The 14,983-nt window shown below is 69.9% G+C and carries 9 protein-coding genes; 3 read left to right on the top strand and 6 right to left on the bottom strand.

Annotated features, from left to right (window positions below; translation table 11 throughout):
* Positions 1-22: 22 nt before the first annotated feature.
* The 5 genes from LGR64_RS09485 to LGR64_RS09465 form a co-directional block, all read right to left on the bottom strand.
* On the bottom strand, positions 23-2,425 hold the full coding sequence (locus LGR64_RS09485) for a DUF5682 family protein (protein WP_230355325.1): 2,403 nt from the start codon (positions 2,423-2,425) through the stop codon (positions 23-25).
* The gene (locus LGR64_RS09480; RefSeq protein WP_230355324.1) at positions 2,415-3,539 is read right to left on the bottom strand and encodes an ATP-binding protein; all 1,125 of its coding nucleotides are present in this window, start codon (positions 3,537-3,539) and stop codon (positions 2,415-2,417) included. Before LGR64_RS09480 ends, LGR64_RS09485 begins: the two co-directional genes overlap by 11 nt.
* A complete protein-coding gene (locus LGR64_RS09475) occupies positions 3,539-6,466 on the bottom strand; it encodes a DUF4132 domain-containing protein (protein WP_230355323.1) in 2,928 nt (975 codons plus the stop codon). The genes LGR64_RS09480 and LGR64_RS09475 overlap by 1 nt, the downstream gene beginning before the upstream one ends.
* A gap of 23 nt (positions 6,467-6,489) precedes the next feature.
* Entirely contained in the window at positions 6,490-9,480 is a 2,991-nt protein-coding gene (locus LGR64_RS09470) for a DUF4132 domain-containing protein (protein WP_230355322.1), read from the bottom strand.
* A 76-nt stretch (positions 9,481-9,556) separates the two neighbouring features.
* Positions 9,557-12,499: a DUF4132 domain-containing protein gene (locus tag LGR64_RS09465; RefSeq protein ID WP_230355321.1), complete on the bottom strand. Its 2,943-nt coding sequence runs from the start codon at positions 12,497-12,499 to the stop codon at positions 9,557-9,559.
* 373 nt (positions 12,500-12,872) lie between these two features.
* Between LGR64_RS09465 and LGR64_RS09460 the strand changes: the two genes are divergently transcribed.
* Together LGR64_RS09460 and LGR64_RS09455 are read left to right on the top strand one after the other, a co-directional pair.
* Positions 12,873-13,055: a hypothetical protein gene (locus tag LGR64_RS09460; RefSeq protein WP_230355320.1), complete on the top strand. Its 183-nt coding sequence runs from the start codon at positions 12,873-12,875 to the stop codon at positions 13,053-13,055.
* A 38-nt stretch (positions 13,056-13,093) separates the two neighbouring features.
* Positions 13,094-13,804, top strand: coding sequence for an alanyl-tRNA editing protein (locus LGR64_RS09455; protein WP_197943612.1), 711 nt, complete (start codon positions 13,094-13,096; stop codon positions 13,802-13,804).
* A gap of 43 nt (positions 13,805-13,847) precedes the next feature.
* On the opposite strand, the gene LGR64_RS09450 is transcribed toward LGR64_RS09455, so the two are convergent.
* Complete coding sequence (locus LGR64_RS09450) at positions 13,848-14,138, bottom strand: hypothetical protein (protein ID WP_230355319.1); 291 nt, start codon at positions 14,136-14,138, stop codon at positions 13,848-13,850.
* Between the two features lie 328 nt (positions 14,139-14,466).
* On the opposite strand from LGR64_RS09450, the gene azu reads away from it, so the two are divergent.
* Positions 14,467-14,925, top strand: coding sequence for an azurin (gene azu / locus LGR64_RS09445; protein ID WP_012206029.1), 459 nt, complete (start codon positions 14,467-14,469; stop codon positions 14,923-14,925).
* The last annotated feature ends 58 nt before the right edge of the window (positions 14,926-14,983 follow it).

Genomic DNA, 14,983 nt, shown 5'->3' with positions numbered 1-14,983 from the left:
TGCATTGGCGGATCTTCCCGGCTCATGACAGTCCCCAGGGTTGCAGCAGCCGGCCCACCTGGGCCGCCAAGGCGCGGCTGTGCGCCAGGGCCTCGTCCGATGGCAGGTGCACGGAGGCCAGCGTGGTTGCGCCGGGTGGCGGGGCCGCGCCCGACAGCCCCGCCAGCCGCCCGGCCAGCTGCCGCAGTTCGGCGCGGGTCAGCTGGGCAAAGGCCAGCCGCAAGGCAGGCAGGCCGGCCAGGAAGGCGTCTTCCGGCCAGTGCGCAATGCCGTCACTGAGCAGGCGCAGCAGCGGCGGATGGCTGAGCAGCCAGCCCTTGGCCACGCGCAAAAAGCCCTGCAGGTATTCGCCCATGGCGGCGCCATCGACCTGCGCCAGGCCCAGCATGGCGCGCAGGGCGGCATCGGTCTGCGCGATCTGCCAGCGGCCGGCCATGCTCAGAATGCCGGCCGTGGCGCCGCGCACGCGCGCGGGCGTGCTGTCGGCGCCTGCCTCATGCAAGGCGGCACAGGCATCGTGGAACAGGCCGGCGTCGGCCCAGGGCGCGTGGCGGCAGACCATGCCGTGCAGATCGGCCAGGGCATCCAGGGCCTGTGCCTGCTGGGATGCATCGCCCTCGCCCAGCCAGGGCAGGCGCAGGCAGGCCTGGGCAAAGCAGCGCCGCAGCAGCGGCAGCAGGCGCGCCAGGCCCACGCCGCCCAGCGCATGGCGGGCCTCGTAGGCCAGGGCCAGGCAGCCCGTGGCGCGGGCCAGGGCCAGCGCGTCGTGGCTGCGCTCCATCCAGGCCTGCACGGTGTCCAGCACCTGCTGGGCGATGCCGTCCAGCCCCATGACCAGCACCTCCAGCACGCGCTGCGCGGGCTCCGTGTGGGCCGTCTGCGCCAGGCGCTCGAGCACGAGGTGCACCGCGGCTTCCTCCAGGCTGGAGCCGTGGCACATGGCCTCGGTCAGGGCCACCGTGGTCTCGACCTGCCAGCCCAGCGTCCAGACCTCGCGCACACGCGCCAGGCCCGTGCCCGCCACGAAGTCCGGCCCGGCCAGGCGCTGCGCATAGGGCACGCCCAGGTAGCACAGGCGGTGCAGCCCCTGCGACAGCCGGCGGTGGCGCGCGCTGCGGTAGATGTCCAGCTCCTTGCGCACGGGTGCGGCGGGCCGCACGGGCAGGCGGTGGCGCAGGCAGAAGGCCTGCACATCGACCAGCAGCGGGGCAGCCGGCGCGTTGGGTGGCAGCTGGCCGTAGTTGTCGGCGTCCAGCAGCCATTGAGCAGTCTGCTGCCCGGTCTGCTGCACCGTAGGCTGCGGTCGCAGGGCCTGGGCATGCTCCTTGAACACGGCGCTGTCCAGCGCTTCCAGCAGCTCGGCCCGGCCGCCGCGGCAGGCGCGCAAGGCGGCCAGGCCATGGGCCAGGCGCACGGCCTCGGCCGCGTCAGGCAGGCTGGCGGGCATGCCCCGGGCGCGCAGGCTGTTCACGGTGCGTGCCGCCATCTCGGGCCAGGCCTGGGCATCGGGTTGCGAAGCGCCCTGCTCCAGCGCCTGCCAAACGCCCTGGTAATAGCCGGGCATGGGCATGCCGGCCGCGTAGCCGCTGGCGCGCTCCAGCCGCTGCAGCGTGTAGGCAATGAGGTGCACGCCCACATCGATCGCGGGCCTGGCGTCCGCAGGCTGGGCGGGGGCCGAGAGGCCGGCAACGATGCCCGGCACATGGAAACCGCCGCAGACCACCAGGCAGCGCCCGCCTTCGGCCAGGGCCGCGCTGACCTGGGCGGCCATGTGGGCCTCACGGGCCACGTCCTCGGCATCCATGCCGCTGCCGCCCGCGCCCTGCTCGCGCTCGCGCAGCAGCTGGCTGAAGGCCAGCACGCCGGCAAAGTACGCCTGGGGCGATGCGTCCTCGTTGCCAGATTCGTAATGCCGGTCCCACCATTCGTCGAAATCGCGGCAGCCGCTGGCCTGGATGAGGCCGGCCAGCACATCGGGCGCGCGCCGCGCGGGCTCGTCGGCCAGCAGGGGTTCGGGCGCGCAGGCGAAGTAGTCCAGCTGCGCGGCCTGCGCCAGCCTGTCGGCATAGGGCAGGTCGATGAAGCGCACGGCGCTGCGCAGCCGCGCCGCCTCGCGCAGGGCCACCCATTCGGGCGAGAAGGCGGCAAAGGGCACGTAGCAACGGCAGCGCCAGTCTTCCTCGGCCGTGCCGGGCCCGGCCATGGCCGCATGCAGGTAGGCGGCCAGCGGGGGACGCGCCTGGGCGTGCTGCAGCGCGGGCAGCAGGGCATCGAGCTCGCCCGGGCCTTCGATCAGCACGTGGGTGGGCTTGAACTCGCGCATCAGCGCGCGCAGGTGGTGGGCGCAGCGCGGGCTGTGGTGGCGCACGGGCACCAGGCGCAGCTGCGGCAGCGGCGCCAGCCACGCGGCAGCGTCAGTGCTCACGGCCGCCTGCGACAAAGTCCTGCCACTGCGGCTGCCCTGCGCGCTGGCGTGCCACCACGCGCAGGTATTCGGCGAAACGGCGCCGGTCCTCGTCGTCGTCCTTGATCACCGTGCCCAGCAGGTGGCGCGCCAGGTGGGCCGGACCCACCTGCTCCTGCCCGAAGTACCAGCACTGGCAGGCGGCGTTGAAGGCCACGTCGATGGCCTCGGCCGTGGACAGCACGGTGCCCGGCCGCTCCACGGCCGTGCCCTCCACGCTGCCGCTGCGCAGCTCCTGGAAGGCCGTGGCCAGCAGGGCCAGCACATCGGGCGCGACGGTGGTGCCGATGCGCTGCTGCGCCAGTGCGCGGCCCACCTCCTGCCCTATCAATGCGGCCTGCGCGGCCACGCCTTCGAGCGGGCGCATGGTCTCGAAGTTGAAGCGGCGCTTGAGCGCGGCCGACATCTCGTTGACGCCGCGATCGCGCAGGTTGGCCGTGGCAATCACATTGAAGCCCGGCCGTGCCAGCAGCCAGGGCTGCTCGTGCTTGAGTTCGGGAATCTGCAGCAGCCGCTCGGAGAGCACGGGCACCATGCAGTCCTGCACCTCGGTGGAGCAGCGCGTGATTTCCTCGATACGCAGCAGCCGCCCTTCCCCCATGGCGCGGTGCAGCGGGCCGGGCACCAGGGCTTCGGGGCCAGGGCCGTCACGCAGCAGCAGGGCGTAGTTCCAGCCGTAGCGGATCTGCTCTTCCACCACGCCGGCACCGCCCTGCACGGTGAGCTTGCTGTCGCCGCTGATGGCGGCGGCCAGCAGCTCGGACAGCAGGGACTTGGCCGTGCCCGGCTCGCCCACTAGCATCAGGCCGCGCTGGCCGGCCAGGGTGACGATGGCGCGCTCGACCAGGGCATCGTTGCCGTGGATCTTGCGCGCGATGGCAGGCCCGCCGCCGTCAGGCTCCGCACCGCCCAGGATGAAGCGCCGCACGGAGCGCGGGCTCAGGCGCCAGCCGTCGGGGCGCGGGCCCTGGTCGGCGGCCTGCAGGGCCGCGAGTTCCTGGGCGTGGGCCATCTCGGCCGGCAGCCGCTGGGCGGCAGGCTCAGGGGTGGCCGCTGCAATGCGTTTGGTGGCCATCAGTCGCTCTCTTTGGTGCTGGCCGATTTGGCGGCGATGGCCGCGAACTGCGCCATCAGCGTGGCCTGCAGTGCGCGCGGCCACTGCTGCGGCTGCAGCCGGGGCCAGCGGCCATCTTCGCCGCGATGGCTGCTGTCGTAGACCACGGCATGGGTGATGTCCACGCGGTTGTCCAGGTCCATGAACGGCAGGTAGCGCCCGTGGTGGAGTTCGATGTACAGCTGCGGGCCTGCCAGGTCCAGCTTGTGCTCGTAGATGCCGGGGCCGTCCCCCACGGGGCCGGGGCGGTAGTTCCACTTGGCCAGCAGGCCGGACAGCGCGCCCTGGCGTATCTGCAGCGGGCCGGCGGGGTGCAGTGCATGGTTCTTCCACTGCCCGGCTTCGGGCAGTTGTGCGCCTGCGTTCAGCTGGTCGATCAGCGGCTGCAGCTCGTAGTCGGCCAGGCAGGTGCGCCAGGCCTCAACCTCGCCCGCTGCGGCATCGACCGGATGCCAGAGCAGCACCTGCGCATCGTTGGGCAGCTCCACGGCATCGTCGGTGGCGTCGAGCAGGGAAAAGTCCTCGGCAATGCGAAAGCTCGCGCCCTGCTCCAGCCGCCAGATCAGGCTGCGGCCCACGATGCGCAGCAGGGGATGCTGCAGGAACAGGCGGCGCCAGCGCGGGACGGACCAGCGCTGTCCCGTCATGAAGGCGGTACCCAGGCGCGGCACCTGCTGCTTGGCGACGGCCTTGACGCCAGAGGCAACGGTCTTGAATTCGGCCTGGGCCGCATTCCACTGCAGGCGCAGCGATTCGTCCTTGAGCGCAGGCAGGGTCTTGGAGGCCTTGCCCTTGTCACCCACCACGCGCAGGCTCAGGTCGCCCTGCAGCTGCAGGCGGTAGCGCTGCGGGCCCACCTCCAGCACCAGGCCTTCGCCGCCCAGGCCGAAATCGGGCGTCAGCTCGTCATACAGCTCGATCAGGCTCAGGCCGCGGCGCTGGGCGGCCGCCTTGAGCGCGTCATGCGTGGCTTCAATCACCAGGTCCTTGAGCTTGCGCGAGGTGGACAGGGTCTGGACCTGGGACAGCGCGTACAGCGTGTCCAGCGCACCGAGCTGCTCCACGGCGATGATGGCGCGCAGCTTCTTGCTCCAGCCCCAGGCCTTCACGGCGGCCGCCAGGGTCTGCACCAGGCGGTCGTCGATATGGCCGGTGGCCAGGCGCAGCGCCCAGCGCGCCTTGGGCTCGCCCTCCAGGGCCACCCAGGCATTGACCAGGTGCAGGGACAGCTGGGCGCGGCTTTCGGCCGGCACATGGGCCAGCAACTGTTCCACCAGCGGCGGCAGCTCTTCCTCGGCCGTGGCCACCAGGTGCAGCACGGTGCGTGCCGCATGCCCGGACAGCGGCGCGAACAGCGCCAGGGTCTCGGGCTGGTCATAGGCCTTGATGCTGCTGGAAAAGCGCTTGAAGCGCGCCACGCGGGCCTCCAGCGCATCGAGCGGGACCCGGCCCCCCTCCCCCTGCGCCACGGTCAGAGCGCCTGGCACTGGGACACCCAGGGCCAGCAGCCGGCTCTCGACCATGCTTTCGGAGCCCAGGTCCAGGCCCGTGCGCAGCAGCGCCTGCAGCAGCGGTGCGACCCCGGGATCGGGGTGGGACAGCAGGATATCGCGGCAGGCCAGCTGCATCGCTTTCTCGCGCCGCTGCAGCCAGGCGTTGGACTCGAAGGCAGCGCCTACGGCCTGCGCATCCAGCCCTTGCATGAAGCGCGCCACCGCTTCGCGCAGCGCCCGCGAGCTGCTGGCCGCCAGCAGTTCGCCCAGCAGGGGCAGCCGGGCATGCAGCATGGCCGGGTCCAGCTGCGCCAGCAGCGGGGCCAAGCGCACGGTGGGAATCTCGCGCAGATAGTCGGGCTGCTCGGTGAGCATCTGGTTGAGCAGGCCGATGAAGGGCTCAATGCTCGATTTCTGCAATATGCAGCGCAGCAGATGGGGCAAAAGCTCCGGGTAGCGTGCCGTCCAGATCTGCCGGGCGACCACTGCATCGAAGTGGTACTTGGGCTGCCATCCTTCGATCCAGGCGATGAAGGGCGCGGCATCCTCCCGCATCAGGCGGTCGAAAATGGGGATGAAGTAATCAGCCGGCTCGCGGTCCGCCCTGCCCAGCAGCAGGTTGACCAGTTCCAGGCGCCGCTGGGCGTCGGCGCCCAGGTCCCAGCGCAGCGCGATCAGGCCCGGGTCTTCGTTGATGGGCTTGTCGTCGAACCAGTCGGGATGGCGGCGGTAGAAGTCGTACCAGGGCGCGCAGCGCTGCGGGTGCGGAACGTCGCTGTGCCGCTTCATGTAGACATCGCGGATGTCGGCATAGAGCGCGCCGCCGCGCTCGGCCAGCTCCATCAGGTCCTGGTCTTCCAGGCTGCCCAGCAGCAGCTTCCAGTCGGTTCTGTCATACCTGGCGCCGGACTGGACGTTCAGCTCTGCGGCCCAGTCCAGCAGCTGCATCACCCGTTCGCGGCTGATGCCCGGGTACCAGAGCCAGCCGAACATGTCCAGGATGCGGATTTCACGGTAGTCGTTGTCGCCGTCCGGCGCAGGTGGACGGGCCAGGCTGGCGCGCGCCATCTGCTCGAACTCGGCCGCAAGCTCGGGACTGTGGCGTGGAATGTCGCCGTCCAGGCTGCCGTCGATCCTGCGCCCGAAGGGGATGGTCTGCCGCGCGAAGGCCAGCCACAGGTCATGGTCATGGGTCCAGGGCAGATCGAAGTTGCCCAGGGCGCGGATGGGGTTGGAATAGTCGTCGAAGGCATTGCGCGTGAAGGCGCCCACTTCGTCATGCCGGCCCGCGCGCATGCGGCTGGCCAGCACCTGGACCAGCTCGGCGGGCGGCAGCGAGGCGCTCAGTTCCTCCAGCGTGGCCTGGTCGGTGTGTTCTAGGGTCGAAGAGGTCATGGATTCAGGGGTTCTGGAGGGAGTCAAACCTGGGCTGCGGCTGCCGCGCCCGCAGCGCGCGAGGCCAGGGCCTGGAGCATGGCGCACAGCGATGCCTGCAGCGGCAGCGGCCATTCGGCCGGGGGCAGCAGGCGGTCGGCGGCCATGTCGCGCAGGGCAAAGCCTTCGATGTCGATCTCATGGCCGGGCTCGTAGTACGGCATGGCCGCGCTGTGCAGCAGCTCCACGCGCCAGCGCTGCACGGCAAAGTCCCGCAGGTGCAGGTAGATGCCGGGGCCATCGCACACGGGGCCGGCATGAAAGCGCCATGGCCCTGCCAGGCCGTCCAGCGCCTGCTGCGTGAGCCGTATCGGTGCCTGGGGCTGCAGCAGCTCATGCTGCCACTGGCTGGCCAGTGGCAGGTCGGCGGGCGCATCGACCTGCTCGATCAGGGCATTGAGGCCGTAGTCGGTCAGGCATTCGCGCCACTGCGCACGCTCCTGTTCGGTGGCCTGCGCGGGGTGCCACAGGGCGATGCGGCCCTCGGCCGGCAGTTGCACCGCGTCGCTTTCGGCATCGACAAGGGACAGGTCTTCGGCAATGCGCAGGCTGAACGGCTGGCCGGCCGCCGGCTCCACCCGCCAGACCAGGCCCTGTGCCACCACGCGCAGCAGCGGGTGCTCCAGGAAGAGGCGGCGCCAGGTGTCCAGCGGCCAGTGCCGGCCCAGCATCAGGCAGGACTGCAGGCGCGGCGCCTGCTGCTGCAGCACGGCCTTGATGCCCTTGGCCAGTGTCTTGAGCCGCGCGGCGGCCGCCTCCCACTCCGTGCGCAGGCCCTCGTCGGCCAGGGCCGGCAGGCTGCGCACCAGCTTGCCGGCCGGCGTGCGCAGGCGCAGCGACAGGTCGCCCTGCAGCAGCACGTCATAGGTCTGCGCGCCCACTTGCAATTGCACGCCCCGGCCCAGGTCGAAGTCCGGGGTCAGCTCATCACTGAGGTCGGCCAGCGCCATGCCGCGCCGCGTGGCGGCCTCGGCCAGCACGGCCTGCGCGGCAGCCAGCACGCTGGGCTTGAGCGTCTTGCCGGTGGCCAGGGCCTGCACGCAGGACAGGGCATAGACCGTGTCGAGCCGGCCCAGCTGCTGCAGCGCGACCACGGCGCGCTCCTTGCGCGTCTTGTGCCAGGCCAGGGCGGCCGAGGACAGCACATCGACGATGCGGTCGTCCGCCGCGCCGGGCAGCAGCTTGAGCACCCAGCGCGACTCGGGCGCGCCATCGGCAGCCACCCAGTGCTGAACCAGGGCCAGGGCCAGTCGCGCACGGTTCTCGGCGCTGGCCTGGGCCAGCAGTTGATGGGCCAGCGCCGGCAGCTCCTGCGGGCTGGTGGCCGCCAGGTGCAGCAGCGCGCGCGCGGCCTGGGCGGACAGGGGCGCGAGCAGGTCCAGCAGCGCCGGCTGGTCCAGCGCTGCAATGGCGGGCGACAGGCGCTGCAGGCTGGCGGCCTGGGCTTCAAGCTCTGCCAGGGAGCCGGCATCGCTGCCTGCCGGCGCGGCTTCGGCGGGAGGTGACCTGGTATCGGCCACCGCCGCCACAGGGGCTTGCGCACCCAGAGCCTTCAGGCGTGCCTGCACCGGGCCTTGCTCGGCCACGTCCAGCAATCCACCGGACAGCAGTGCCGACAGCAGGCTGCCAGACGCCGGATCAGGATGGGCCACCAGCACATCGCGGTAGGCCAGCACCAGATTCTTGTTGGGCTTGGCCAGCCAGCCGGCGGCCTGGGGCGCATCCACGGGCAGGGCAGACAGGGCCTGTGCCAGCGCCGCACGCAAGCCCTTGGAGGCACTGCCGGAGGCGGCCTTGCCCAGTTGCGGCAGCAGCCGCTGCAGCGTGTCCACCCGCAGCGCGGGCAGCAGGTGCGTGAGCGGGCCGGCGGCCAGCCGGGCCAGGTCGCCAGGGCGATCGGCCAGCAGGGTCTCGGCCACCGGGGCGTAGCCGGCGCGGTCGGATTCGTGCTTGCAGCCGTCTGCGCAGGCCGGCAATAGCAGCGGCAGCAGGGCCGGCCACCGGGCGTCCCACAGCCGCTGCGCCACGGCGGGATTGATCGCCAGGTGGCCCAGTTGCTTGAACCAGGCGACCAGCGGTGCGGCATCGGTCTGCAGCATGCGCTCCACCAGGACACGGTCATGCGGCCAGTCATCGTCCGAGGCAAAGCACAAGGCCTTGAACAGGTCCTGGGCCAGCAGGTCGCGGCGCGCGGCATCGGCCGTCTCCCAGCGCGATGCAATCAGCACGGGTTCGGGCAGGCGCAGCTGGTCAAGCACGGCGGGGAATTGCGCAAAAAAATCCCGCCACAGCGCCCAGCGCTGCCCTGCAGGCCGCGTGCGCTGCAGCGGCAGCTGGCGTTGGACGATGTCGCGGCTGAGCTGGCCGCCGCCGTCCTCGATGGCCATGGCCAGCAGTTCGGGCTCAGGCAGCTGGTGCAGCAGGTGCTGCCAGTGGCAGTAGTACTGCGCGCCGGGCGCAATGCCGGCCTTTGCGCTCAGTTCCCGCGCCCAGCGCAGCAGGCCGGTGATCTCGGCACTGGACATGCCTTCATGGCCCAGCACGCCAAACACCTGCCTGAGCACGAGGTCGTAGCCATCGCGCAGTCTCCAGGGCTGGTGGCTGCGGCTGCCCCAGTCATCCAGCCAGGCGCGGGCCAGTGTAGTCAGTTCGGCCGTCAGCTCGGCACTGCGCCGGGGCACTCCCGAGTTGCCCCCATAGAACTGTCCCAGCGGAAGGCTGATGCGCGCCAGCGCCAGCCACAGCGCGTGGTCGCGCTGCCAGGGCGCATGCTCGCCGGGCAACTGGTGCAGCCGCTCCTGGCACAGGCTGCTGGTGTCGCGCAGGAAGTCCGCCACCTCGGCATCGCGCCCCTGGGCCAGGCGCTTTGCCAGTTCGGCGGCAAAGGCCGGCATGCCCTCGCGCCCGGCCGGCGCGGCCGTGTGCAGTTCGTACAAAGCCTGCAGGGGAAGCGCTGCTGTCTCGTTGTTGCTCATGGTCTGTGGAGTCTTGGGTGATGGGCGGTCGGGCGGCCAACGTTTCAAGGGGTCAAAGGTTCACAAAGACAAGGACTCAGGCAGCCGCCTTGGCCGCCAGGGCCAGCCACTGGCCTTGCAGCGTGGCCAGCAGCGGCTTGGGCAGCCGCGCCGGGTCGGCGCTGGCCCCATATTCCTTGCTCAGGTCGTGCACTCGCAGACCTTCCACGGCCACGGGCAGGCCCAGGTCCAGATAGGGCGGGAAAAAGCCGTGCGACAGCTCCAGGCTCAGCTCCAGCGCGGGCAGGCGCCACACATGCTCATTGATGCTGGGGCCATCGCCCACGGGGCCGGGCCGGTAGCCGAATTTCTTGAGCAGGCCGCCAAGCTGCTCCTGCGCCAGCGTGATCGGCGCGGGCGGCAGCAGCATGCCGTTCTTGAACTGGCCGGGCGCGGGCTGCTCGGCGCAGGCGCCCAGCTGGTCGACCAGGGGCTCCAGCTCATAGTCGGCCATGTAGGTCTGCCAGGCTTCGCGCTCGCCGGGCTGGGCCGTGGCCGGGTGCCAGAGGCTGATGCTGCAGCCAGCGGGCAGGGTCACGGTTTCATCCTCCACATTAACCAGCGAGAAGTCCTCGGCCAGGCGGAAGCTGGTGCGCGCCAGGCCCGGCGCATCCTCTGCGCGCCAGATCAGGCTGCGCCCCACGATGCGCAGCAGCGGGTGGGCCACGAACAGCCGCTGCCAGCGATCCAGCGGCCAGCGCTTGCCGCTGACCAGGGCCGCCAGCATGCGCGGCGCCTGCTGCTTGACCACGGTCTTGAGGCTGGTGGCCAGGGTCTTGAGCTGCGCGGTGGCCGCCTCCCATTCGGGCTTGAGCGCCTCGTCCTTGACCGCAGGAATGGTCTTGCTGGCCTTGTTTTTGTCGTTGATGACGCGCAGGCTCAGATCGCCCTGCAGCTCCACGCGGTAGCTCTGCGGACCGACCGTGACCGTCAGGCCCTGGCCCAGGCCGAAGTCCGGCGTCAGCTCGTCGAAGAGTTCGGGCACGCTCATCTTGCGGCGCGCGGCGGCAGCGCGCAGGGCGCTGCGCGCCGTGCGCTGCACCTGGTCCTTGAGCGAGCGCGACTCGGAGATCTCCTGCACGCGCAGCAGAGCGTAGAGGCTGTCCACCTCGCCCAGATGCTCGACGGCGGCGGCCGCGCGCTGCAGGCGCGGGCGGTTCCAGGCCTGGACGGCGGACACCAGCGCATCGACCACGCGGTCATCGGCATGGCCGGGCAGCAGCCTGAGCGCCCAGCGCTGCTTGGGCTCGCCCTCGGAAGCAATCCATTGCTGCACCAGGGCCAGCGCCAGGCGGGCACGGTTGTCGGCCGGAATGCGCGCCAGCAGCTCGCCGGCCAGCGGCGGCAGGCCGCCTTCGGCAATGGCGGATACATGCAGCAGCACGCGGGCCGCGTGTTCGGACAGCGGCGCGCACAGCGCCAGCAGCTCGGGCGTGTCAAAAGGCTTGATGGCCGCGCTCAGGCGCTTGATGGAAGCGAGCTGGGCTTGCAGATCCACGCCGCCAGCGGCAGACGCTGGCGATGCGGCATCTGCCTGGCTTTCATCCGATGTCGAGGCGCCCTGCCCTGTCAGGCCCAACTGCTGCAGCCGCTGCTGCACGCTGCTGGCCGAGGCCGCATCCAGCTTGCCGCCGGCCAGCAACTGCGCCAGCAAGGGACCGACAGCGGGGTCGGGGTGGGCCAGCAGCACGTCGCGGCAGGTCAGCAGCAGGTTCTTGGGCGGTTTGTTCAGCCAGCCGGCATCCACCAAGCTGGCCAGCGGAATATGGGCGGCCAGGCTGGCCATGGCAGCGCGCAGGCCCTTGGCGCTGCTGCCGGTGATGATGGCGGTCAGCGCAGGCAGCGCGGCCTTCAGGCTGGCGGTGTCGAACGCGGGCAGCACATTGACCAGGTCCTTGACAGGCACCTCGGCCAGATCGGCCGGGCGGCGGGTCACCAGTTCGCGGATCACGCTGCGGTAGCGGCGCAGCTCGTCCTCGCGGTCGCAGCGCTGGGCCATGGCGGGCAGCAGCAGGGGCAGCAAGGCGGCATCGTCTTGCTTCATGACATGCATGGCCAGCGCCAGGCTGATCTGGTAGCGGCCGTTTTCGCGCAGCTGCTTGGCAAAGGGCGCGGAATCCTCGGCCACCAGGCGGTCCAGCAATTGCAATGCGCTCGTCCGCTCGGCACGCTGGGAGTAGGTCAATTGGCTGAGCAGCAGCGCGGCCAGTTCCTCTCGCCGGGGCGCGCCGGCACTGGCCCAGCGCTGCCCGATCAGGTCGGGATCATCTATGTAGGATTTGTCGAAGAGCTGGGGATGCTCGGCAAAGAAAGGCAGCCAGCCCTTCCAGCCCTGGCCCTTGGGCTGCCCGGGCTGGCGCTCGTTGCGGTAGTGGTCCAGCACATCGTCGAACAGCTTGCCGCCCACGGCGGCGTAGCGCTGCAGGTCGGCATCGTTCAGCTGGGCGACCAGGGGCTTCCAGGCCGCGTGGTACTCATGGCTGCGGCGGAACCCGGCCTCCTCGCGCAGCGCCAGCGCCCAGTCCAGCGTGGACGTCACCTCGTCATAGGGCATGCCGGGATAGCTGAGCCAGGGCAGCAGGCTGCCGAGCACCAAGCCTATGCCCTTGTACACAGGCAGGTCGGCGCTGCGGGCGTGGGCCAGCCATTGCTCGGCCAGCACGCGCACTTCGGCAGCCACATGGGCATTGGTCAGCTCCTCGCTGCGGCCCGACAGCACATGGCCGCGCGGCACGGTGAGCCGCGCAAAGGCCAGCCAGCGATCGCCGTCACGCGACCAGGGTGCGTCGCTGCCGCTCAGATGCCCCAGGATGTTGAGACAACGCTCCTCGCAGTCGCGCAGGAAGGTGCGTGCCTCGTCGGCCCGCCCGTCATGCAGGCGGGCGTCGAGTTCGGCGGCAAAGGCCTCGTCGCTGAGGCTTTCATGCAGCCGGTCATAGAGATCGCTCAGGGAAGCCGCGTGAAGATCGGTAGTGCTCATAAAGATGAGGAGATGAACAATGTGGGCAGCCGCAAACCAGGGCCTGCCGGGATGGAGACGGGGGTGGAGCCTGCACCGGACGGAAGCAAAAATTCTTGATCCATCCGGACAGTCCCTCGGAAAACTCACAGATTCATGCCCTGCGTATGTCGTCAGCTTTGGAAAAATCTGTAGCGCCATCCGCAACGGCCACGCCATTGTTCCCCGGCACGCACGCGGTGCGGGCGCCGATCTTGTCAGGTCGTGGGCACCGCCACTTGACAGGCTGTCAAGCAGGAGACTGCCGCCGCTGCGGGCCATGGACTGTACTGGGGACTTTTCGCCCAGGCGTACTGCCCGGCCCCGCCATGCCGCCGATACCATGGACCGCGACATGACACGCGCCATGACACGGGAGCCTGACCATCTCATCGCCGCCGCAGCCGGACTGGACCGCGGCGCCCGGCATGTGGCCGCCCTGTGGCCGACCTGCGGGGCGTTGCACCCCGGGCCGGCGGCTCGCACGCCCCCAGATCCCCAGATGGAAACCGCCCAGGGCCAGTGCGCCCTGCGCTGAAGCCCCTAACCCAAGAACCAGGACACCGGAGACACCCCATGCCCCAGACGCACAAGCTCTTTGACGACGACGCCTACCTGGACCGCTGCGAAGCCACCGTGACGGCCGTCAGCCCCGAAGGCATCGAGCTCGATGCCACGGTCTGCTATGCCCGCAGCGGCGGCCAGGCCGGCGACACCGGAACGCTGACCCTGGCCGATGGCCGCAGCCTGGCGCTGATCGATACCGTCTATGCCGATGACCGGCAGCGCATCCTGCATGTGCTGCAGACCGATGCGCCGCCCCAGGTGGGCGAACGTGTCCAGGTGGTGATCGACTGGGACAGGCGCCACCGGCTGATGCGCCTGCACACCTGCCTGCACCTGCTGGGCGTGCTGGTGCCTGTGCCCGTGACGGGCTGCAGCATCTCGCCCGACTCGGCGCGCCTGGATTTCGACCTGCCTGAATCCACGCTGGACAAGACCGATCTGACGGAGCGCCTGAACGCCCTGATCGCCGCCAGCCATGCCGTGAACGTGGACCGCATCACGCCCGAGCAACTGGCTGCACAGCCCGATCTGGTACGCACCGCAGGCGCCGCGCCCCCAGGCGGCACGGCGACGATCCGCATCATCGACATCCCCGGCCTGGACCGCCAGCCCTGCGGCGGCACGCATGTGCGCAGCACGGCCGAGATCGGCACGGTGGCCGTCACCAAGATCGAGAAGAAAAGCCGCACCAACCGGCGCGTGGTGGTGCAGTTCGCCTGACACCTCCCAGACCTGTTGATGCCAGACCTGTCGATGCCAGGCCTCAGGACATCCAGGACCTGGGCGCCACAGGCCCGCTCGCTTCAGGGGGCCCATCGCCTCCCTGTGCCAGCCCCTCGCCCTGGCTGCCGGACTTTCGCACCAGTTGCAGGATCTGGTCGAGCTGGTCATGCTCGACGGCGATCGAGTGCAATCTGAACAGCACATACGGAATGAGGACGCTGGCGCAGGCCATGGCCGCCAGCGCCGCCTGTTGATGGGAGCTGTCGACGAAAAACGCCATCAGCAAAAAGATGGCGCCGATGACCGAGCCTATGAAAACAATAAATCTCATACATTCCCTCTATTTACGGCAATCGTACCCAAATGTGACTGACGTGAGTAGAGGCATGCGAGCTGTGGGGTTGCCCGTCGCCAAAAGACCACGGGCGGCAAAACCGTTTTCCTGCGGCAGCCCGAATGCATGCCCTGCATGCGCGACGCCATACCGCATGCTCCAAGCGCAAGTCTTCGAACTCTTTTGACTTGATTCAAATCAACCTGCCGCCCCCGATCCTGTCTATGCTTGGGGCAGCCATACAAAGCATCCATGGCAACAGACCGCCTGCCGGTCCATGGCCCTCGGATGCCAGCCACCTCACCCGCTTTTCAAGGAGAAAACAATGGCAAAGCAATGGAAGCCCGTCCTCTTGGCCCTCGCAATGACTGCCGTCGCCGCGCCTGTGCTGGCCGCCGACTGCGCCGTCGAGATCGAAGGCAACGACGCCATGCAATTCAACAAGCCCACCATCAGCGTGCCCGCCAGCTGCAAGCAGTTCACGGTCAAGCTCAAGCACGTGGGCAAGCTGCCCAAGACGGCCATGGGCCACAACTGGGTGCTGAGCAAGACGGCCGACCTGCAGCCCGTGGCCAATGACGGCATCGCCGCTGGCGCAGCCAAGGATTTCGTGAAGGAAAAGGATGCCCGCGTGATCGCCCACACCAAGGTGATCGGCGGCGGCGAGAGCGATTCCGTCACCTTCTCCACCGCCGCCCTGAAGGCCGGCGAGGCCTACAGCTACTTTTGCTCCTTCCCCGGCCACTCCGCGCTGATGAAGGGCACGCTGACGCTGGCCAAGTAAGCCGGCGATCTGCCTTGGCGCGGGGCTCTCGTCCCGCGTTCAAACCGGCGGCACTTCG

The organism is Delftia sp. Lp-1 (genome assembly GCF_020523835.1).
GTDB lineage: Bacteria > Pseudomonadota > Gammaproteobacteria > Burkholderiales > Burkholderiaceae_C > Comamonas > Comamonas acidovorans.
The sequence above is the reverse complement of the archived record's forward strand: the minus strand, read 5'-3'. Positions and strand labels throughout refer to the sequence as shown.